A 21,907-nucleotide genomic window follows, 5' to 3' on the forward strand; every position below is an offset into this window, starting at 1 on the left:
TATGAAAACTTTAGGAGAAACCCTTAAAGAAGCTCGAGATAAAACTCATTTAATCCTTAGAAAAGTATCAGATGAAGTTAGTATCGACCAATCTCTTATTAGTAAGTTTGAGAAAAACGAGCGGAAACCCACAAAAGAACAACTCCTAAGGCTTGCAGATTTTTATAATCTGTCTCAAAAAGATTTAATAATAAGTTGGTATTCAGAAAAAATCGCAGAAGATTTAAAATACTCAGAATCAACTGCCGAAATTTTAAAAGTGGCAGAAGAAAAGATTAACTATTACAAAACTCAAGATAATGGCAAATAAAAAAATAAAAGTAGCAGAATTGTTTGCTGGAGTTGGCGGTTTCAGGCTTGGACTTGAAAAAAGTAATTTTGAAATCGTATGGAGCAATCAATGGGAACCTTCAACAAAAAAGCAACATGCTTCAGAAGTTTATGAAGCACGCTTTGGGAAAGAGAACCATTCAAATGAAGATATTAATCAAGTTGTAACAAGAGATGTTGAAGAAATCCCAGATCACGAACTATTAGTTGGAGGATTCCCTTGTCAAGATTATTCTGTAGCGACAACTTTACATAACTCTAAAGGATTAAAAGGAAAGAAAGGAGTGCTTTGGTGGTCGATACATAGTATATTAGAAAATAAAAAAAACAAACCTAAATATTTGTTTTTAGAGAATGTAGATAGACTTTTAAAATCTCCTGCAAACCAAAGAGGTCGTGATTTTGCAGTAATGCTTCAAAGTTTAAATGATTTAGGCTACGCTGTAGAATGGCGAGTTATTAATGCTGCTGAATACGGAATGCCGCAAAGGCGAAGACGCGTATTCTTTATTGGCTACCATAAATCTACAGTTACGTACAAAAAACTTGTGAAGTCTAGCAAAATAGGTTGGCTAACAGAAGATGGAACTATAGCTAGAGCTTTTCCTGTTGCAAAAAACATTAAAATTCAAGAAGTTGAACTAAAAGGAAATTTAGTTGAAATAACTAATGAATTTAATAAAGACGCAAAATTGTCCCCCTTTCTTAATACAGGAATGCTTGTTAAAGGAAAAGTGTACACAACTAAAAGCGAACCAGAATATAAAGGTCCAAAAACAAAACTTCGAGACTTAATCCAAAATGGAGAAGTAACTAACGAATTTTTCATAGCAGATAAAAAATTAAAAACGCCAAAAATTATTACAAATAGGGATGGCTCTAAACGAACTATCACCACAGAAGTAGAAATGTGGGAATATTTAAAAGGCTCTAAAAAGGAGAAAAGAATTACCCAAAATGGTTTTGAATATAATTATGGTGAAGGCGCAATGATTTACCCAGACTCACTTGACAATGCATCCAGAACAATAATTACAGGAGAAGGGGGGAAATCTCCATCACGCTTCAAGCATGTTGTTGATTCCGATAGAGGATTAAGGCGATTAACACCTATTGAACTAGAAAGGCTAAATATGTTTCCTGATAACCACACAAAACTAGAGGGAATAACGGATGCAAAAAGAGCTTTTTTCATGGGTAACGCTTTAGTGGTTGGAGTTATTGAAAAAATAGGAAAAGAACTATACAATAAAATTATAAATGGATAAAAGAACTAACAGAGTCCAACCAATTAGATTATCACAGAATTTTTTCCCTTTAGACATTCACAAATCAATGTTTATTAATGACCTCATGATAACTATACCCCAATATTATGCTAAATCTTGGACTGAAAAAGTTTTAAAAACTCATAATTCAAATAACAAATCTTGGGAAATTAACATTAATTATGAGTCACCAAAGGAGTTAAAAAAAATTAAACACAAATTCAAAGGTAAATTATCTCTGTTTTTTACAAAAGGTAGAAGTCAAACTAGTAGTTATAGATTGAAATGGGATAATGACTTTGCTGTTCAATTAGCAAAAGATTACCCAAAAAGCTTTGTGCGATCATTAGAGTTTCATATCGGTGATGAATATTACAAAAAGCAAAAATTTACTGAATATGATATTGGAGGTTTCAAAGAACAATTGCAAGTAAAAATTTTATGGAAAAAAAATAAACCAGAAATAACCTTTAAAGAGTTTTTTAGAGTTAGAGAAGCTTCTCAAGGATTCCCTAAAGTTTTTAATGAACTTAGCTCATACTTGATTGCAGATTATTTACTAAGTTCAAAAGAAGAAATACTGCGAAGAATACAAGTTAGCAACTGGAAATCAAGAGATAACATCTCTAAAGAAATAAATGAAAATAATATTTACATATTGCTAAATAGAGAACTAAAAGAAGTTTACTTCGGAGAGACGAAAAAATCTCTATCAAAAAGATATCCTACAACTCAAAAACACCATTCTTTTGACGAATGGACAGAATACTCAATTATTCAATTACCACCAGAAACCTCTGAACATACAAGATTATTAGTTGAACGAATTTTAATTGCTGTAGGATCAAAACTTTTCCCTAACATACTTTACAGCGACAAACCTGTTCTTGATTTAGAAAATGGATTAAAACTTAAAAATAAGAAAAAATAAAAAACTAATTACTACCCTTACACTTAATCGAAAATCTGTTTTGTTTATTAATACAGACATTAACAAAACCCTCAATCCAGTCAAAATAAATATTTATCAAGTCATTCAACAATGAACTTTATCCATAATTTGTTCTTAAAAATATAAATTATGATAATTACAAAAGTATTAGGACTTACAAGTACATTAACAAAAAGTAAAAAAGCTAAAATTGCAATTCTACTTATAGAAGTCGCTGTGTTAGCACATGCTGTAGCAACAAGAAAAGGGAAAACTCAGAAAAAATTAAAAAAGTAGAACGTTAGGCTTTAGTTTTTCCTAGCATCTAAATACTCCTTACACTTAATCGCCGGGTTTGTTTCTCGGTTAATAAAGGCATGCGTAGAACTGCTTATAATTAAAAAAGCCGCAGCAACTGCTGCAGTAAAAGCTACAGTAGTATTGGCGTCGCTATTAGCTACATAAATAGCTATTAAAGCCCAAGCACCAACAAGTGCAAACTCGCGCATGTTTCGTTTCCAGGTTACCATTAAGTTTATTATGGTTGCGATACCTATTAATGCTATAGCCCAAAATGTTGGCGATAACCCAAAACCATCCCAATTGTATTTTACCAAAACGGCCGATACGTTTGCAATACTAGCAACGGTAATCCAGCCGCTATAAATTACAAAGGGCCACCATAAAAAGAGAATAACTGAAATTGGCTCGTCTACCAATTCCATGCTGTTTTTAAGCACAATTTGTAGTAGCGAAAATAGAATGATAAAGATAAATATGGACGATATTAAGGTGTAACCGTAAATCCAGGTTACAATCCAAGCACAATTTGCAATACAAGAGATTGGAAACCACCAACCTGTTTTTAAAATAAAATCGTCGTTTCTAACTTTTACAAATAGACTGCGTCCTTGGTAGATAATAAACCCTAACAAGAGCAAATAGATAATTCCCCAAATGGAAAACGCATAACCTGCAGGAGTAAATAAGGTGTTATAATCTTTAGAAACCTCCCCTATGGTGGTGTTATTTAATAAACCTGTGTTAGATAAATAGTTCATTACAATAACACATACAAAAGCGACACCGTTAATTATTTGTAATTGTTTTTTCATTGTAATAATATAACAAAAATAAAACGATTTGAAAATCCTGTGTGCAAAAATTCTACTTATCACCTGGTGTATAAATTAACGACGCTTCTTCTTACTTTTAAATTTCGCTTTGTTTTTGCGCTTATTAAAAGGAACAGCATCATCAAAGGTATGTTTAGCATCACCATTAGGTGTGTTTTTACGCCACTTCTCTGTTTTCTCGGGTAGTAACACTTTTAGTAAATCTTGACGCCCTAATTTGTTTAAAGTCTTTTTAATCCAGTCTTTATTTTCATCTTTATACCAGAAGAAAAAACGGTGTTGTTCGTCTTTTTCTTTTCTAGTAATTGGCGTGTTTACTTTTTTAAGCGTGTATGGATGGTAACCACTGTAATAAATTACCGTAGCCACCGTCATTGGTGTTGGTGTAAACCCTTGTACTTGCTCTAACTGGAAACCCATATCTTTAGTTTCGGCAGCTAGGTTTGCCATATCTTCTACTTCACAAGCCGGATGATTCGATATAAAGTAAGGAATTAACTGAAGTTTTAAACCTTTAGCAATATTAATTTTATCGAAACGCTCTTTAAACTTATGGAAGTAACTAAACGATGGTTTACGCATTAGTTTTAAAACAGGATCACTAGTATGTTCTGGCGCTACTTTAAGTCGGCCCGAAACATGCTTCGTCATCACCTCTTCCGTGTAAGCATCTAATTCTTTAGGATCGGCATTTTTATTAAATTCCGGCACCAACATATCGTGACGAATACCCGAACCAATGAATGACTTTTTAACTTTTGGATGACTATCAACCGCTTGATACAATTCGGTTAAAGGCTTGTGAGAGGTATCTAAATTGCTACAAATTACTGGCGAAATACAAGAAGGCGCCACACATTTATCGCAAATAGACTGCACTTTCCCTTTCATTTGATACATGTTGGCACTTGGCCCACCAATATCACTTAAATAGCCTTTAAAATCTGGCATATTAGCAACGGTATCCACTTCCTTTAAAATAGATTCTTGACTACGAGAGGCAATAAATTTGCCTTGGTGTGCCGAAATGGTACAAAAGCTACAACCACCAAAGCATCCACGGTGGATGTTAATGGAAAACTTAATCATTTCGAACGCAGGTATCGGTCCGCGCTTATTATATTTTGGGTGTGGTAAACGTGTATATGGGTAATCGAAAGAAGCATCAATTTCAGCTTCCGTCATCGTTGGATACGGCGGATTTATCATTAAGGTTTTATCCCCAATTTTCTGAAAAATACGCCGCGCAGCCAATTTATTAGACTCCTGCTCTATCACTTTAAAGTTAGACGCGTATTTTTTCTTATCCTTTAAACAGACTTCATGCGAAGCAATTTCAACATCTTCCCAATTACTATTTTTTGGTATTTTTTCACCTTCATCTAAAAGCACAGCCGTTTGCAATACCGTATTTATACTACTAAATGGCACGCCTCTTTCTAGCAAACGCACTACTTCACGCAAGGGTTGTTCGCCCATACCGTAAACCAACATATCGGCTTTCGAAGTTTCTAAAATAGAAGGCAATAATTTATCGCTCCAATAATCGTAATGTGTCACACGACGTAATGACGCCTCGATACCACCAATTAAAACGGGTGTATCTGGCCATTTTTCTTTTAAAATTTTAGAATAAACCGTTGTTGCGTAATCCGGACGAAACCCAATATCACCGTTTGGTGTATAAGCATCCTTATCACGGCGTTTTTTATTCGCGTTATAGTTGCTAATCATGGGATCCATACAACCACCGGTAACACCAAAAAACATTTTTGGCTGTCCCAATTTCACAAAATCCTGAAGATTATCGTTTACGTTAGGTTGCGGTACAATAGCTACACGCAAGCCAAAACTCTCTAGCATACGACCAATAACTGCAGGCCCAAACGTTGGGTGATCTACATAAGCGTCGCCACTGAAAAGGATAACATCTAGTGCTTCCCATCCGCGTATTTTCACCTCTTTGTTTGTGGTAGGTAACCAATCCGAAAGTTTTAAATCTTGCATAACGGTGCAAAAATAAGCAAAAAACGACTCGTTGTCATTATAATTCTAGTATTTCGGGCGTTCCCTTCGGGCCGTGCTTTCCGCTATATCTTTTTAAAACGCTAAATCTTCAACCCAAAAAAAAGGCAACTATTAACCTCAACTTGTTATATACTCCAACATTTAGTCTTACTAATTTTTTAAAAAGGATGCCGCATCAATCACTAACGCAGACTAGTTTTCTAATTATGGCACAATAGGCTGAAGTCAGCTTCTTCTCATGGAAAGTTTAAAGGACGTAATCTAAATTTTGTTTGGAAGAAGTATATAATGCTTTTTTAATGAACTAGTACATCTTGAACCAAATATAGATAATTGAAAAACCTCACTTTATTTACCTGAAACTTATTTGTAGAAAAATTAATAAAATATTAATGCGACTTAGTTGCGTTAATATTTTATTAATTTATATTTGCCCTGAATTTATAAAAAATGAAAAATGAAATTATTTAAAATTTTAAGTTATGCATTGGTAATAAGTATATTTTCATCCTGTTCAAGTGATGATACAGATGAATTACCTTTTGAAGAACAAATTGTAGAAAATGAAAATATGGGTTTATTAATTTCTGACTCGGAATCTAATGTGCTAAATTTCTTAAAACCTTATGACAGTTCTATTCTAGACTTTCAAGCTAGTTTTAGTGGAGGAAGTATTTACGCAACAGAATCTGGACTCTACGGCGTAATTACTCATAGAGACAACAACTTTACTGAAACATTTAATTACGGAGGAGAGATTGATCACGGTAGCCATAGTCATGATCTTGGTGAGCAAGGAATGGCTGCAATTAGTTTTGAAAGCCAAAGCCCAACCCATTTCAAATCTGAACAAGGTTATGTTTCAGTTTATAATGATGGCGATGCCACTTTAAGTTTATTTAATGAGAATAGTATTTATAATGAATCTTCTCCTGTTAGAACACTTAATACAGGTTCTGCAGCACATCATGGCGCAATGGTGATTTATGAAAATGGAACTATTGCAGTTACAGAGTTAGGATCTGGTGTAGGACTTCCTGAATCGGTAAAAATTATCAATCAAAGTGAAGAAGTTCTTTTTGAAGATGAGACTGTAATTGTTACTTCTGGTATTCATGGAAATGCAGGGAATGATAATGTGGCTATTTTTGGGTCTAATACAGGGATTTTGGTGGTAAAAAGCACAGGACAACAAAGTTTAATCAATTATCCTAATGACTTTGAAGACGATGCATGGTTTGGAAGTTTATTGAGTACTAGTGATGATAATTTGTTTGTTGGATATACAACTAGCAAAGGCGCTTATTTTATAAACATTGAAGCGGAAGAAATTACTCCAATTTACGAAACTAATAATTTATTTAAATGCATAACTTCAAAAGAAGGAGATTTAGTTGTAAGCTTAACAGGAGAAGGCTATTTAAATATTACAGAAGTTGAAACAGGATTAGTAAAATATCAAGGACAATTAAATGTTACTATGGATACAGAGGCTATAGATCATAGTGCTGTGATTAGTAGTATTGACTTGAGTGAAGATTTTATTTATATTTCAATTCCGACTCAGAAAAAAATAGTACAACTACAACTAAATAATTTAAGTATTACTAATGAATACAACCTTAATATTACACCTTTTCAATTCAAAATTTTAGGAGCAGATTTTGACCATTAAAAATTATAAAAAAGAATGTGAACATGTATTAAGTTCACATTCTTTTTTATAATTTTGATAGTTAAGCGTTTCATAACTTTGTTCGCTGACGAAAATTTAACATTTCTTAGCTTCCTCACCACGTTTAACTCAAGCGTTGAAACACTCCAAAAACAAAGTAAAATAAGCGGATACATGCGTTAGGGATTAAGGCATTTGTTGAAGCTCTTTTTGTGTTGTTGCACCTAATGCAACACAAAAAAGCGACTGCCGCAAGCCCGACCCTTGGGTAACGCCCTAAAAAATTTTTATCTGCGTACGCACATCGCCTTTGGCAACTTCGTCTACGGTTTGTATTGTGGATATTGAACTAACTTGTTGTTCTAGACATGGATAATAAGCTTCAGCCTAAGTTGGCGTGCTTAAAACATCTCAATTTAATCTATAAAGAAGATAACTCGTTACCAGCAGGTAGTGTTTTATTAAAATCTTTTACTGCTCCTGTATCATAAATCATTTCTTCGCTACGATCTAAGTATACGGCGTAAACAACTAGCGTGTTTTTCTTTCCGATACGTGTTGTTAAATCTAGCTCGTTTTTTCTAATTAAAGCATCTTTACGTTTTTCTGTAAACACATTGTATTTACTAGAACTATATTTAAATGCTACGGTAGATACTACACGATAAAACTTAATTTTTTTCTCTTTAACTTCTACTGGAGCTTCAGGAACTTTAACAACCTCTACCACTGCAGGCTTTTTTTCTTTAAGAACAGCAACTTCTGCCGCTTCGGTAGTTTCGTAATTTTCACTTGAACTTAAACCTACAATATCTAAATTGAATACTTTAACATCGCCATTTACATAAACCATTGCTGTATATACACCTGTTTTAACCTGGTCTAAATCGATGGCAATACTTTTTGCTTGGTTTTGATATACACGTTGTTCCAAAGTTTCTTTATTGTACAAAAGCACTTTATTGATAACGTATTTAGAGTCTTCTAAACCTAATGTATTGTCGGTGATAGTTTGCCCTAAATTTAAAGAGGCGTGTATGTTGGGTTGTAATTTACTTTGTGCATTTAAGCCTAATGTAAATAGCGCAAAAGCGATTAATATTTTGTTCATAACGTTAAGTTTCTGGTTGAACTTCCTTTTAAATTCTTAGATCTTGAGGGGGATTATCGTAATCTTTTAACCATAACACACTGACAAATTATTGAATTAGAAGTATTACCATCTAATCGTTACAGATATACTATAATTATACCGCAAAGATAATTTGAAAATGAAGTCTGAAAAAATACTTTAGAAGTAAAAACCTTTTTTTTAGATGAAGCAATAAAAAATTAGGTTAATCGACTTAAAAGGCAAAAAAACTGAATTTTGCCTTTAGATGAAATAACTAGAAAATAAGATAAACAGAACTACAAATCGATAGCTTTTAGGCTTTCTATCCTGTTTCTAACCAAGAAATCGTCAATTGTTTCAAAATGTTCAATAACACGTTTTTCTTTAAATTCGAATACTTTATTTGATAAACCTTGTAGAAAATCTCTATCGTGCGACACCAAAATAAGCGTGCCATCAAAATCTTGTAACGCTTCTTTTAAAACATCTTTCGATTTTAAATCTAAGTGATTTGTAGGTTCATCGAGAATAAGCAAGTTAACCGGCTCTAGTAAAAGTTTCACCATGGCTAATCTTGTTTTTTCACCACCAGAAAGCACACTTACTTTTTTATCGATATCGTCGCCTTTAAACATAAAACGACCTAAAATATTTTTAATTTGTGTACGCACATCGCCTTTAGCAACCTCGTCTACGGTTTGAAAAATGGTTAATTCTTCGTCCAACAAAGCGGCTTGGTTTTGAGCAAAGTATCCAACCTTTACATTATGCCCTAAACTGCATTCGCCTTCTACATCAATTTCGCCTAAAATAGCTTTAATCATAGTAGATTTACCCTCACCATTTCGACCTACAAAACATACTTTTTCGCCACGGGCAATAGACATATTAGCATTATTAAATACCACATGCTCGCCGTAAGATTTCGAAACATCTTTAACCGTAACCGGATAATCGCCAGAACGCTGCGTTTTTGGAAAACGTAATTTTAAGGCAGACGTATCAATATCGTCCACTTCAATAATTTCTAATTTTTCCAACATACGTTCACGCGATGTGACTTGGTTGGTTTTAGAAAACGTACCCTTAAAACGATCTATAAACGCTTGGTTATCGGCAATAAAACGCTGTTGTTCTTGGTAAGCCTTTATTTGATGTGCACGCCTATCTTCTCGCAATTGCAAGTAATGCGTGTAGTTGGCTTTATAATCATAAATGCGCCCCATAGTGACTTCTATGGTGCGGTTTGTAATATTATCAATAAAGGCTTTATCGTGAGATATAACGACTACAGCTTTAGCTTTATTCAGTAAAAAATCTTCTAACCAAATTACAGATTCTATATCGATGTGGTTGGTAGGCTCATCTAACAATATAAGGTCTGGTTTCTGTAATAAAATTTTAGCTAATTCTATACGCATGCGCCATCCACCACTAAATTCGTTGGTGTTTCTAGTAAAATCTTCCTGCTTAAAACCTAAACCTTTTAAGGCTTTTTCAACTTCAGCATCATAATTTACATCTTCTAGAGCATAATATTTTTCACCTAAATCGGATACACGCTCAATAATTTTCATGTACTCGTCCGATTCGTAATCTGTGCGTGTTTCCAATTGTTTATTTAAACCTTCCATTTCGTCACGCATGGTATACACGTGGCTAAACGCTTTAGAAGCTTCATCGAAAACGGTAGTATCATCTTCAGTTAATAAGTGCTGTGGTAAGTAGGCTATAATGGCTTCCTTTGGGCAACGTACATGCCCGCGAGTAGATTTTTGCACACCAGCAATAATTTTCATCATTGTTGATTTTCCAGCACCATTTTTCCCCATTAAGGCAATTTTATCATTTTCATTAATAGTAAACGATACATCACTAAATAGTGTGGTTCCACTAAATTCTACGGCTAAATTATCAACTGAAATCATATTATAAGTATAAGAATGCGCAAAACTAACAAAAGAGATTCATTAGAAAACATAATAATTTCAAAATTTATTGAATTAAACCCCTTCACCTAACAACATAAAAACAAATGATTTACACAAAAAATCATTCTAAAAACTTACAAACGCAAAATAAAACTTAACATATACTTTGTAATGAATAGTTATTCAAATCGTCCTATAATCCCAATAATCAAAAAAAAAGAATGCTATGAAAACTAAATTATTTTTAACTTTAATTACCGTGTTCAGTATTGCAATACAAAACACACAAGCTCAAATTAACCCTGACGGATTTTTTAACAAAAAAGGAGAAGCAAACATTGCTGTTTCTTATACGTTTGCTACTTATGAAAAATTCTACTTAGGCCTTGATGAAGTAGATGCTGTACCTGCACACAACCAAATTGACCAGAACATATATAATGTATATGCTAATTATGGTATTACAGATAACCTTACTGTAATTGCAAACCTACCTTATATTGATGCAGAAGGACAAGGCGTTGCAGATCCTGTAAACGGGACTACAGAGCAATCAAACCTTCAAGATGTAAGCTTATTGGTAAAATGGGCGCCTTTTGTAACTCAACACAAAAATGGTACAACTACATTTGTTGTAGCAGTAGGAGGGTCTTATGCTTTTGATTACGAACCTACAGGAATACTTTCTCTTGGTAACGGTGCGTCGTCTATTGATACAAAATTAGGTTTACAATATAATAACAACTCTGGTTTCTTCGGAAATGCATTTGTTGGTCACTCTATAAGAGGAGAAGCTGATAATAACTTAGGCTTAGGTGATGGTGCTAAATTTGATGTACCAAACAGTGTTAACGCACAAATTAAATTAGGATACGCAGGAAAAGCATTTTATGCAGATGCCTGGTTTGATGCTCAAAAAAGTAACGGAAGCTTAGATATTAACTCGCCAAACTTTGCTGGTAACTTCCCTGAAACTAAAGTAAGTTTTTCTAGAGTTGGCTTAAACCTTTACGCACCAATAACTAAAACAATAGGTGTTAGTCTTGGTTCTGGCACTATAGTTAGTGGTAGAAATATTGGTAAAGGCACTTACTATTCTGGTGGACTAGTAATAGGTTTAGGTAAATAAACTTAAAGCACGCTTCAATTAGAAAAGCCAGATAAAACATACTTATCTGGCTTTTTTAGTTAACAAATGTTACCATAGGTTAAACCCTTAAATATCAATACTTTTAATTTTATTAAAAGAATATAACCACACTATTTGGTAATCAAATATATAATCGTAAATTTGCAAACTCTTTTTAAGAGAGGAATGTTTAATAAAAATAAATTAAAAACGTGGACACATTAAGCTACAAAACGATTTCAGCTAACAAAGCAACTGCAGATAAGCAGTGGGTTTTAGTTGACGCTGAAGGACAAGCACTTGGTCGTTTAGCTTCTAAAGTTGCAAAACTTTTAAGAGGTAAACACAAGCCAAACTTCACACCTCACGTTGATTGTGGTGATAACGTAATTGTTATCAACGCAGAAAAAATCAGTTTATCTGGTAACAAATGGAACGCTAAAACGTACATTCGTCACACTGGGTATCCAGGAGGTCAAAGAAGTTTAACTGCTACAGAATTGTTTGGAAAAGATCCTGCAAGAGTAGTAGAAAAATCAGTTAAAGGAATGCTACCTAAAAATAAATTAGGTGCTGAGTTATTCCGTAATCTTACCGTTGTTGTTGGAACAGCTCATAAACATGAAGCTCAAAAACCAGCTGTAATTAATCTAGAAGAATTTAAATAACATGGAAGTAATTCACAAAATTGGCCGTAGAAAGACGGCTGTTGCTCGTGCTTATGTTTCTACAGGAACAGGAAACATTACGATTAATAAAAAAGACTTAACTAACTATTTCCCTACAGCTACTTTACAGTACAAGGTAAATCAGCCTTTAGTTTTGACTAACAATGACAGCAACTTTGATATTACAGTAAATGTATATGGAGGTGGTATTACTGGACAAGCTGAGGCTGTTCGTTTAGCAATTTCTCGCGCAATGTGTGAGTTAGATGCTGAGAACAGACTAATACTTAAGCCAGAAGGTTTATTAACTAGAGACCCTAGAATGGTTGAACGTAAGAAATTCGGTCAGAAAAAAGCGCGTAAGAAATTCCAATTCTCGAAACGTTAATATCCTGGACGTGGTTCAGGATCTGTTTTTCAGATGCCTGGTATCATTTCAAACAAAATAAAAAAACAAGTTATTGTTGTCCTATTATATTTAAAACAAATAGGATTTAGTTTAGCATCTAAATGAAGCCAAAAGCGTAAAGCGAAATGGAACATTGCTAATTCAACAGAACGTAAACTATTATTACAAAATGGCAGTAGAAGTAAAAGAATTACTTGAAGCAGGTGTGCATTTCGGACACCTTACACGTAAGTGGGACCCAAACATGGCGCCTTACGTATATATGGAACGTAACGGTATCCATATTATCAACTTATACAAAACAGCAGCTAAAATTGATGAAGCTGGAGAAGCATTAGCAAAAATTGCTAACTCTGGTCGTAAAATTTTATTTGTTGCAACAAAAAAACAAGCTAAAGATATCGTTGCTGAAAAAGCGGGATCTATTAACATGCCTTACATCACTGAAAGATGGCCTGGTGGAATGTTAACTAACTTTGTTACTATTAGAAAAGCTGTTAAAAAAATGGCTACTATTGATAGAATGAAGAAAGATGGTACGTTTTTAACGTTATCTAAAAAAGAGCGTTTACAAGTAGATCGTTTAAGAGCGAAGTTAGAAAAAAACTTAGGTTCTATTACTGATATGACTCGTTTACCTGGAGCTTTATTTGTTGTAGATATTAAGCGTGAGCATATCGCGATTAAAGAAGCACAAAAATTAAACATTCCAATTTTTGCAATGGTTGATACAAACTCTGATCCACGCCAAGTGGATTATGTTATCCCTGCAAATGACGATGCTTCTAAATCGATTGATAAAATTTTATCTCACGTAACTTCTGCAATATCTGAAGGATTAGCTGAGCGTAAAGCTGATAAAGATGCTGCTGCATCTGCAAAAGAGGAAACTCCTAAAGCAAAAGCTGCACCAGCACCAAAAGCATCTGCTGAAGAAGAAGAATAAAATAACATTAACAAAACACAAATAAGTCGTTTAGTTCTTTTCTTTGTTGAAAATATATTGAACGACTTTTTTAAATTCTAATAACTATGAGTACTACAGTAAAAATTACAGCCGCTGAAGTAAACAAATTAAGACAAGCTACTGGCGCAGGAATGATGGACTGCAAAAAAGCTTTAGTTGAAGCGGAAGGCGATTTCGATAAAGCAATCGATGTTTTACGTAAAAAAGGACAAAAAGTAGCTGAAAAAAGAGCCGATAGAGACTCTTCTGAAGGTGCTGCTGTTTCTAAAATTAATGCAGACCAAACAGAAGGTGTTGCTATTGTTTTAGGTTGTGAAACTGATTTTGTTGGTAAAAACGAAAACTTTTTAGCTCTAGCTAGCCAATTAGGTGATATTGCTTTAACAGTAGATTCTAAAGAAGCATTTTTAGCTGCTGATTTTGAAGGAATGACTGTTGCCGAAAAATTAATTGAGCAAACAGGTGTAATTGGTGAAAAACTAGACATTACTAGTTTTGAAAAATTACAAGCACCATTTGTTGGAACTTATGTTCACATCAACAAAATTGCTGCTTTAGTTGGTTTATCTGCAAAAGTTGATAACGCTGATACTTTAGTTAAAGATGTAGCTATGCAAGTAGCATCAATGGGAGCAACTACATTATCTTACAAAGATTTTGATCCTGCTTTTGTAGCATCGGAAACTGAAGCTAGAATTGCTGTTATTGAAAAAGATAATATTGAGTTAGGTCGTTTAGGTAAAACACAAAAAAACGTACCTCAATACATTTCTATGTCTCAATTAACTCCTGAAGTTATAGCTAAAGCTGAAGAAGCTGCTAAAGAAGAATTAAAGGCTGAAGGAAAACCAGAACAAATTTGGGATAGAATTTTACCTGGAAAAATGGAGCGTTTCATTTCTGATAACACAACATTAGACCAAGAAAAATGTTTATTAGATCAAAATTTCATTAAAGACGAAAAATCTAACGTAGCAAAATACGTTGCATCTTACGGCGAAGTTGAAATTACAGATTTCAAACGTGTATCTGTTGGATAATTAATTATTCTAATTTTCGTTTACACGGAAATAAAACATATTAAAAACCACTACTCTTTTTTTAGATGTAGTGGTTTTTTTCTGCTTTAAATTGAAACCTCATTTATATCTTAACTAAAAGATTAAAACAAGAATAATTACAGAATGGAATATCATGTCTTCATTTATTGATATGACGGTTACCTTTAGAAATCATTATTAATCAACCTGTACATGGCAGCGATATAACTGTACTTGCCAAACACACGCGGGAGAGATAGTAACGGCATCCTTTTTAAAACTACAAACCTATAACTATACTATTTAACCCAAAACAAAGTAAACCTAAAAGTCCATGGATTGATAAAACGCTATTTTAAAAAGATATAGTGGATAGCTCGGTTTTTATTTTTCTTAAAAACCCGCCCAAAACATTTTAACTCAATTGAAATTACTGCTTGGTATTACTTGTAATAAATTCAAAAAAATAAAAATTTTATGTAGCTTTGCTAAACTTTTGTTTCCGCTTAAGCGAACATCTCATAATTCATAAAATGAAATATAAAAGAATACTTTTAAAACTTTCAGGCGAGGCCTTAATGGGTGAACGTCAATACGGTATAGACCCAGAACGTTTAGCCGAATACGCACAAGACATTAAAACCATTACCGACCAAGGCGTACAAGTAGCCGTAGTTATTGGTGGTGGAAACATTTTTAGAGGTGTTGCTGGAGCTAGTAAAGGTATGGATCGCGTTCAAGGTGATTACATGGGTATGCTAGCCACAGTAATTAACGGCTTAGCATTACAAGGCGCTCTAGAAGATGCCGATATACCAACAAGATTGCAAACTGCCATTAAAATAAACGAAGTGGCCGAACCTTTTATTAGAAGAAAAGCTATGCGTCACCTAGAAAAAGGTCGCGTTGTTATTTTTGGAGGTGGAACAGGAAATCCGTATTTTACAACAGATTCTGCAGCCGTTTTAAGAGCTATTGAAATAGAAGCAGACGTTATTTTAAAAGGAACACGTGTAGATGGTATTTACAATGTAGATCCGGAAAAAGACTCTAAAGCCGTAAAATTCGATAATATTTCTTTTGATGATGTATTACGTAAAGGCTTAAAAGTAATGGATACTACAGCATTCACTTTAAGTCAGGAAAACAAATTACCAATTATTGTTTTCGATATGAATAAACCTGGTAATCTACTTAAAGTTGTTGCTGGTGAAAAAATAGGTACTGAAGTAAACCTATAACATTTGGCGCAATTTTTGAAATAGCTAAACCATATTAAAGTTAAAAACAATGGAAGACATTCAATTTATATTAGACAGCACACAAGAAGCTATGGATAACGCCCTTAAGCATCTTGAAAAGCAATTTGTAAACATTAGAGCTGGTAAAGCTAGCCCTGCAATGCTTGGCAGCGTAATGGTAAACTATTACGGGTCTCAAACACCAATTGGCCAAGTAGCCAATATAAACACACCAGATGGTAGAACAATAACGGTACAACCATGGGAGAAAAACATGCTACAAGAAATTGAGCGTGGTATTGCTTATGCAAACCTTGGTTTTAACCCAATGAACAATGGAGACATTATTATTATAAGCGTACCACCTTTAACCGAAGAGCGTCGTAGAGATTTAGCAAAACAGGCTAAAGCTGAAGCTGAAGATGCTAAAGTAAGTATCCGTACGGCTCGTAAAGATGCCAACAACGACATTAAGAAAAATGAAGATGTATCGGAAGATTTAAAAAAGAATGCTGAAATAGACGTACAACAAATAACGGATAAGCACGTTAAAAAAGTGGATGAACTTTTCGATGCAAAAGAAAAGGAAATCATGACTGTGTAATTATAGTTTTATTTCAGTTTAAAAAATATAAAGCGGCAAATTTGTCGCTTTTTTTATCACTTTACTCCTTTCTCTCTAGATGAAACATTGTATTCTGTTTTTATTTATTTTATTCTCGGCCGCACTAAATGCGCAAATAGAAAATGAAGGTACTACAGAACCCGTACAAGATTCTATTAAAAAGAAAGCCTTTGTAAAATCATTGGGTAATGGTTTTTTTCCAACAAAATATTTTAATTTCGATTTAAGATATTTGGTAAAATACAACCAATACGAAGGTGTTAGAACCGGTTTAGGAGCAGAAACTAATAAGGCTTTTTCAGAGAAATACCGTTTAAACACCTATCTTGTTTATGGTTTTAGAGACCGCAGATTTAAATACAGCTTAGGTGGTGGTTTTAGAGTCGCAGAGGCTACAAATACTTGGGTTAATTTATCGTACACCGATGATTTACAAGAAACAGGAAGCACCAAGTTTTTAACAGACAATCGTTTCTTTCAGTTTTTTGAACCTCGATTGCTTAACATCGATTTATTTCATAAACACATTACCAAGCTCATTTCTCTAGAACATGAGTTTACACCAAAAATTGTAAGTGAAACGGAGTTTTCTATCAGTAAAATAGATCCAACCTATGCTTACGGTTTCAACCTTAACGGAGATGTTTACAATAATTTCGATATTACTTCGGCAAAAACGGCTTTACAATGGAGTCCGTTTAGCAAGTTCGAATCTACAGAATATGGTGTAAAACAAACGAAAGACGGCTTCCCTAAATTTACGCTGCAATACACCAAAAGTTTGAAAAGTGTTATCAAAGGTGATTTCAACTTTTCGAAATTAGATTTTAGAAGCATTTACCAAATAGGAGATCCGAAGGGAGCGCATTCTAGAATTACCGTAGTTTCTGGTATTTCTGGTGGCGATACACCATTAACTCATTTATACCACGCCTACCCTAACAATATTACAAAAGAAACCATTTTACAGCGTTTTTCTGTTGCCGGTTTAAACAGTTTTGAAACTATGTTTTTTAACGAATTCTTTTCCGATAGGTTCGCTACTTTTCAATTTAAACATTACTTAACACCTTTTAATATTTCGGAACGTTACAAACCGCAAATGGTTTTAATAACGCGTTATGCTATTGGTGACATGAACAACCCTGAACGCCACGAAGGTGTTCCTTTTGGTTCTTTAGAAAAAGGATATACCGAATCGGGTTTCGAACTTAATAAATTACTATTTGGTTTTGGTTTGAGCTTCACCTATCGCTATGGCGCCTACCACTTGCCTGAAATTGGTGACAATGTAGCTTTTAAGTTTACATTTAACGTCTCTTTGTGAGGTAATCTGCTCCTTTTTTCTACCTTTGCGCATCTTTTAAATAGAGCATGCTTAAACTTTTTACAAAGGACTTTTGGGACGTTATTGCTAGAGTTATTTTACGCAATAAAATTATTATACTTGTAGCTATTCTGGCTACAACAATTTTCTTCAGCCAGCAATGGGATAATATGAGGTTTACCTATACCGAGGCGAACTTACTTCCTGACGATCATGAGGTTAATATTATTTACAACGATTTTCTGGAGGTTTTTGGAGAAGAGGGCAATTTAATTGTTCTTGGTGTAAAAGACTCTACTCTTTTTACTGTTGAAAAACTAAATGCTTGGAACAACCTAACGGAAAGTTTCAAGAACTCATCAGATGCTGTAGAATCTGTAATCTCCATAAAAAAACTTCAAAAATTAGTAAAAGATACAGAAAATGAAAAGTTTACTTTAGAACCTTTTATTAAAGATTCTATCACTTCAATGGCGCAGATTGAGGTTTTGGAAAACGATCTTTTCAAGAAATATCCATTTTACGATAATTTCTTATTCAACAAAGACACAAAAACGATTCGATCGGCCATTTACATGAATAAGGCCATTGTAAATACTTCGGCTCGAAAAGATTTTGTAATGGATGTTTTAATTCCTAGAGTTGAAGCGTTCGAAGCCAAATACGATTTAGATGTACGTATCTCCGGTATGCCATACATTAGAACCTTAAACTCAACTAATATTGTTGACGAAATAGGTCTATTTATTGGTGCTGCCTTATTAGTTACCTCTATAATATTCTTTTTCTTCTTTAGATCTTTCCGTGCCACTTTTATATCTCTTATTGTAGTGTGTATTGGTGTTATGTGGACCTTAGGAATTATTGGTTTATTAAATTATGAAATTACTGTTTTAACGGCTTTAATTCCGCCATTAATAATTGTTATTGGGATACCCAATTGTATCTTCTTAATTAATAAATACCAACACGAAGTTAAGCTACATGGTAACAAAGCCAAATCTTTACAACGTGTAATTACTAAAATTGGTAATGCCACTTTAATGACAAACGTAACTACAGCTTGTGGTTTCGCGACATTTATTCTTACGGAAAGCAAGCTGCTTAAAGAGTTTGGTTTAGTTGCGTCCCTTAGTATTTTGTCAATTTTTATATTGTGTATTCTTATTATTCCAATTATATATTCATTTTTACCTTATCCAAAAGACCGTCATTTAGAGCACCTAAATAAAAGATGGATTGGTGGTTTTGTAAACTGGATGGAGCTTATGGTAAGAAAAAAACGTATTGCCATTTACATTACTTCGTTAATACTACTTATATTAAGTATTATTGGCGTTTATCAAATAAAAATTTCGGGTAGCTTAATTGAAGATATGCCGCAAGAATCGGAATTTGTTAACGATATTCGTTTCTTTGAAAGTGAATTTAATGGTATTATGCCATTAGAAATCATGATAGATACCAAGCGCAAAAAAGGCGTTATGAAACTATCGACTCTAAAACGCATGAACGAGCTGGAAGATTTGATTTTAGAAACTCCAGAATTATCAAAACCGATATCTGTAGTAGGGTTAGTTAAATACTCCAAACAAGCTTATTATAATGGTAATACCAAGTTTTATCAGCTACCAACTTCACAAGAAAATAGTTTTATTTTAAGCTATGCTAAAAATTCAACTTCAAGTAATGACTTGCTAAGTAATTTTGTTGATAGCACAGGCCAATACGCACGTATCACCACCTTTATTAAAGATGTTGGTACCGATAGAATGGAACGTATCCAAGAAGATCTTCAAACTAAAATAAATAAAGTTTTTCCTAAAGAACGTTACACAGTAACCATGACTGGGAAGGCTCTAGTTTTCCAAAAAGGAACAAAATATTTGGTTAAAAACTTAGCCATTTCTTTATCATTAGCCATTTTACTTATCGCCTTATTTATGGCATATATGTTCCGTTCGGGAAAAATGATTCTTATTTCATTAATTCCAAACTTACTACCATTAGTAATAACAGCTGGTTTAATGGGGTATTTAGGCGTACCAATAAAACCATCTACCATATTAGTGTTTAGTATTGCTTTTGGTATTTCTGTAGATGATACTATTCACTTCTTGGCAAAATACCGCCAAGAATTACAAGCCAATAACTGGAAAATTAAAATATCGGTTTATGGTGCTTTACGAGAAACTGGCGTGAGTATGTTCTACACATCTATTGTGTTATTCTTTGGTTTTTCGGTATTCACAATCTCTAGTTTTGGAGGTACAGTAGCACTCGGTGCTTTAGTATCGGCCACTCTGTTGTTCGCAATGCTTTCTAACTTGTTATTATTACCATCTTTATTACTTTCTTTAGAGCGTAGTATTGCTAATAAAGAAGTGTTACGCGAACCGTCGATTAACATTATCCCTGAAGAAGACGACAAAGAGGAGTTTTAATTACACTTTAAAACAACAATTAGCTATAAATTCAAAATTTTCATAATTTTTAGAATTTATTATTTGAATTTTAAGTACTGAAACCATTATATTTACAGTTCAAAATTAGTTTCTATGCAATCACCTACAGTTTCAGAATTACTATCGCAAAACACTTCTTTACTTGAAGTTGAAATAAAAGGCTGGGTTAGAACCTTTAGAGCAAATCGCTTTATTGCCTTAAATGATGGTTCAACAATAAATAATATACAATGTGTTGTAGATTTTGAAAACTTTGATGAAGCCCTTTTAAAACGCGTAACCACAGGTGCCGCAATACATGTAAAAGGAGAATTAGTAGAAAGCCAAGGTAAAGGTCAAAAAGTTGAAATTCAGGTAAAACATTTAGAAGTTCTAGGAGATTCCGATCCGGAAACCTACCCTATTCAACCTAAAAAACACTCTTTTGAGTTTTTAAGAGAAAATGCTCATTTACGCACCAGAACTAATACGTTTAGTGCTGTAATGCGTTTACGCTCATCATTATCTTTCGCTATCCATAAATATTTTAACGAAAACGGATTTTACTACATGCATGCGCCTATCATTACAGGTAGTGATGCAGAAGGTGCTGGAGAAATGTTTAAAGTCTCTAGTTTAGACAATAAAAATTTACCTTTAACTGAAGATGGCAAAGTAGATTATACTAAAGATTTCTTCGGAAAGGAAACTAACTTAACCGTATCTGGCCAATTAGAAGCTGAAACTTACGCCATGTCGTTAGGTAAAGTATATACTTTTGGACCTACTTTTAGAGCTGAAAACTCTAATACATCAAGACATTTAGCCGAATTCTGGATGATAGAGCCAGAAGTGGCTTTTATGGATTTAGCAGGCAATATGGATCTTGCTGAAGACTTTATGAAATCGGTAATCACTCATGTTTTAGAACATAATCGTGAAGATTTAGAGTTTTTAGAAAAACGTCTATTAGACGAAGAAAAAGTAAAACCTCAAGCTGAACGTAGTGATATGAGTTTAATTGAAAAATTAAACTTTGTAACAGAAAACAACTTCAAACGTGTTAGTTACACGGAAGCTATTGATATTTTAAGAAATTCTAAACCAAATAAAAAGAAGAAATTCAAATATTTAGTTGAAGAATGGGGAATGGATTTACAAAGTGAACATGAACGTTTTTTAGTTGAAAAACACTTTAAATGTCCTGTTATTTTATTTGATTACCCAGCAGATATCAAAGCCTTTTACATGCGTTTAAATGACGATGGTAAAACCGTACGCGCTATGGACATTCTTTTCCCAGGTATTGGTGAAATTGTTGGTGGAGCACAACGTGAAGAGCGTTTAGATATCTTAAAACAAAGAATGGCAGCCATAGACATTCCAGAAGAAGACCTTTGGTGGTACATGGATTTACGTAAATACGGAACAGCTGTACACTCTGGTTTTGGTTTAGGTTTTGAGCGTTTAGTGATGTTTGCAACCGGTATGGGTAATATTAGAGACGTAATTCCTTTTCCAAGAACACCTCAAAACGCAGAGTTTTAGTAAAATTTAACTTGATAATTCCGCTTATACTTGGCGATTATTCATGCTTTTATTTATCTTTGATTAGGACTAACTAATCTAATCCTTTGATTTGTT

General features: G+C 33.7%; 19 protein-coding genes. 15 read left to right on the forward strand and 4 right to left on the reverse strand.

All coding sequences use genetic code 11. The annotated features are described in order from the left end of the window. The first annotated feature begins 1 nt into the window (after position 1). From GQR98_RS04675 to GQR98_RS04690, 4 genes are all read left to right on the forward strand, one after another. Positions 2-310 carry a helix-turn-helix domain-containing protein gene (locus GQR98_RS04675; RefSeq protein ID WP_159018499.1) on the forward strand — a complete coding sequence of 103 codons (309 nt, stop codon included), beginning with the start codon at positions 2-4 and terminating at the stop codon, positions 308-310. Beyond that, on the forward strand, positions 300-1,598 hold the full coding sequence (locus GQR98_RS04680) for a DNA cytosine methyltransferase (protein ID WP_159018500.1): 1,299 nt from the start codon (positions 300-302) through the stop codon (positions 1,596-1,598). The genes GQR98_RS04675 and GQR98_RS04680 overlap by 11 nt, the downstream gene beginning before the upstream one ends. Further along, positions 1,591-2,529: a hypothetical protein gene (locus GQR98_RS04685; protein ID WP_159018501.1), complete on the forward strand. Its 939-nt coding sequence runs from the start codon at positions 1,591-1,593 to the stop codon at positions 2,527-2,529. Before GQR98_RS04680 ends, GQR98_RS04685 begins: the two co-directional genes overlap by 8 nt. 150 nt (positions 2,530-2,679) lie before the next feature. After that, on the forward strand, positions 2,680-2,826 hold the full coding sequence (locus GQR98_RS04690) for a hypothetical protein (RefSeq protein WP_159018502.1): 147 nt from the start codon (positions 2,680-2,682) through the stop codon (positions 2,824-2,826). A gap of 11 nt (positions 2,827-2,837) precedes the next feature. Here GQR98_RS04690 and GQR98_RS04695 read toward each other — a convergent pair whose 3' ends face one another. Both GQR98_RS04695 and GQR98_RS04700 read right to left on the reverse strand, forming a co-directional pair. Then, positions 2,838-3,644: a tryptophan-rich sensory protein gene (locus tag GQR98_RS04695; RefSeq protein ID WP_159018503.1), complete on the reverse strand. Its 807-nt coding sequence runs from the start codon at positions 3,642-3,644 to the stop codon at positions 2,838-2,840. Between the two features lie 75 nt (positions 3,645-3,719). Then, on the reverse strand, positions 3,720-5,672 hold the full coding sequence (locus tag GQR98_RS04700) for a YgiQ family radical SAM protein (protein ID WP_159018504.1): 1,953 nt from the start codon (positions 5,670-5,672) through the stop codon (positions 3,720-3,722). Positions 5,673-6,150: 478 nt separating this feature from the next. Here GQR98_RS04700 and GQR98_RS04705 point away from each other — a divergent pair, with 478 nt between their 5' ends. Continuing rightward, entirely contained in the window at positions 6,151-7,368 is a 1,218-nt protein-coding gene (locus GQR98_RS04705; RefSeq protein ID WP_159018505.1) for a hypothetical protein, read from the forward strand. Between the two features lie 421 nt (positions 7,369-7,789). On the opposite strand, the gene GQR98_RS04710 is transcribed toward GQR98_RS04705, so the two are convergent. Continuing rightward, positions 7,790-8,479, reverse strand: coding sequence for a hypothetical protein (locus tag GQR98_RS04710; protein ID WP_159018506.1), 690 nt, complete (start codon positions 8,477-8,479; stop codon positions 7,790-7,792). Between the two features lie 299 nt (positions 8,480-8,778). Further along, a complete protein-coding gene (locus tag GQR98_RS04715; protein ID WP_133967357.1) occupies positions 8,779-10,410 on the reverse strand; it encodes an ABC-F family ATP-binding cassette domain-containing protein in 1,632 nt (543 codons plus the stop codon). A 229-nt stretch (positions 10,411-10,639) separates the two neighbouring features. On the opposite strand from GQR98_RS04715, the gene GQR98_RS04720 reads away from it, so the two are divergent. From GQR98_RS04720 to asnS, 10 genes are all read left to right on the forward strand, one after another. Continuing rightward, the gene (locus GQR98_RS04720) at positions 10,640-11,542 is read left to right on the forward strand and encodes a hypothetical protein (protein ID WP_159018507.1); all 903 of its coding nucleotides are present in this window, start codon (positions 10,640-10,642) and stop codon (positions 11,540-11,542) included. A 212-nt stretch (positions 11,543-11,754) separates the two neighbouring features. Continuing rightward, positions 11,755-12,210 (forward strand): 50S ribosomal protein L13, encoded by a 456-nt coding sequence (rplM, locus tag GQR98_RS04725; RefSeq protein ID WP_159018508.1) that lies wholly within the window; start codon positions 11,755-11,757, stop codon positions 12,208-12,210. A gap of 1 nt (position 12,211) precedes the next feature. Continuing rightward, positions 12,212-12,598 (forward strand): 30S ribosomal protein S9, encoded by a 387-nt coding sequence (rpsI, locus tag GQR98_RS04730; RefSeq protein WP_042496568.1) that lies wholly within the window; start codon positions 12,212-12,214, stop codon positions 12,596-12,598. 190 nt (positions 12,599-12,788) lie between these two features. Next, a complete protein-coding gene (rpsB, locus tag GQR98_RS04735) occupies positions 12,789-13,565 on the forward strand; it encodes a 30S ribosomal protein S2 (RefSeq protein ID WP_042496565.1) in 777 nt (258 codons plus the stop codon). Between the two features lie 86 nt (positions 13,566-13,651). Then, entirely contained in the window at positions 13,652-14,626 is a 975-nt protein-coding gene (gene tsf, locus GQR98_RS04740; RefSeq protein ID WP_159018509.1) for a translation elongation factor Ts, read from the forward strand. Positions 14,627-15,159: 533 nt separating this feature from the next. Continuing rightward, positions 15,160-15,867, forward strand: a complete 708-nt coding sequence (gene pyrH, locus GQR98_RS04745) for a UMP kinase (RefSeq protein WP_159018510.1) — start codon at positions 15,160-15,162, stop codon at positions 15,865-15,867. A 49-nt stretch (positions 15,868-15,916) separates the two neighbouring features. Further along, complete coding sequence (frr, locus tag GQR98_RS04750) at positions 15,917-16,471, forward strand: ribosome recycling factor (protein WP_159018511.1); 555 nt, start codon at positions 15,917-15,919, stop codon at positions 16,469-16,471. Between the two features lie 79 nt (positions 16,472-16,550). Then, positions 16,551-17,819: a hypothetical protein gene (locus GQR98_RS04755; protein WP_159018512.1), complete on the forward strand. Its 1,269-nt coding sequence runs from the start codon at positions 16,551-16,553 to the stop codon at positions 17,817-17,819. A gap of 47 nt (positions 17,820-17,866) precedes the next feature. Next, complete coding sequence (locus tag GQR98_RS04760) at positions 17,867-20,263, forward strand: efflux RND transporter permease subunit (protein WP_159018513.1); 2,397 nt, start codon at positions 17,867-17,869, stop codon at positions 20,261-20,263. A gap of 114 nt (positions 20,264-20,377) precedes the next feature. Then, positions 20,378-21,811: an asparagine--tRNA ligase gene (asnS, locus tag GQR98_RS04765; RefSeq protein ID WP_074936953.1), complete on the forward strand. Its 1,434-nt coding sequence runs from the start codon at positions 20,378-20,380 to the stop codon at positions 21,809-21,811. Positions 21,812-21,907: the final 96 nt, after the last annotated feature.

It is taken from the genome of Algibacter sp. L3A6 (genome assembly GCF_009796825.1).
Classification (GTDB): Bacteria; Bacteroidota; Bacteroidia; order Flavobacteriales; family Flavobacteriaceae; genus Algibacter.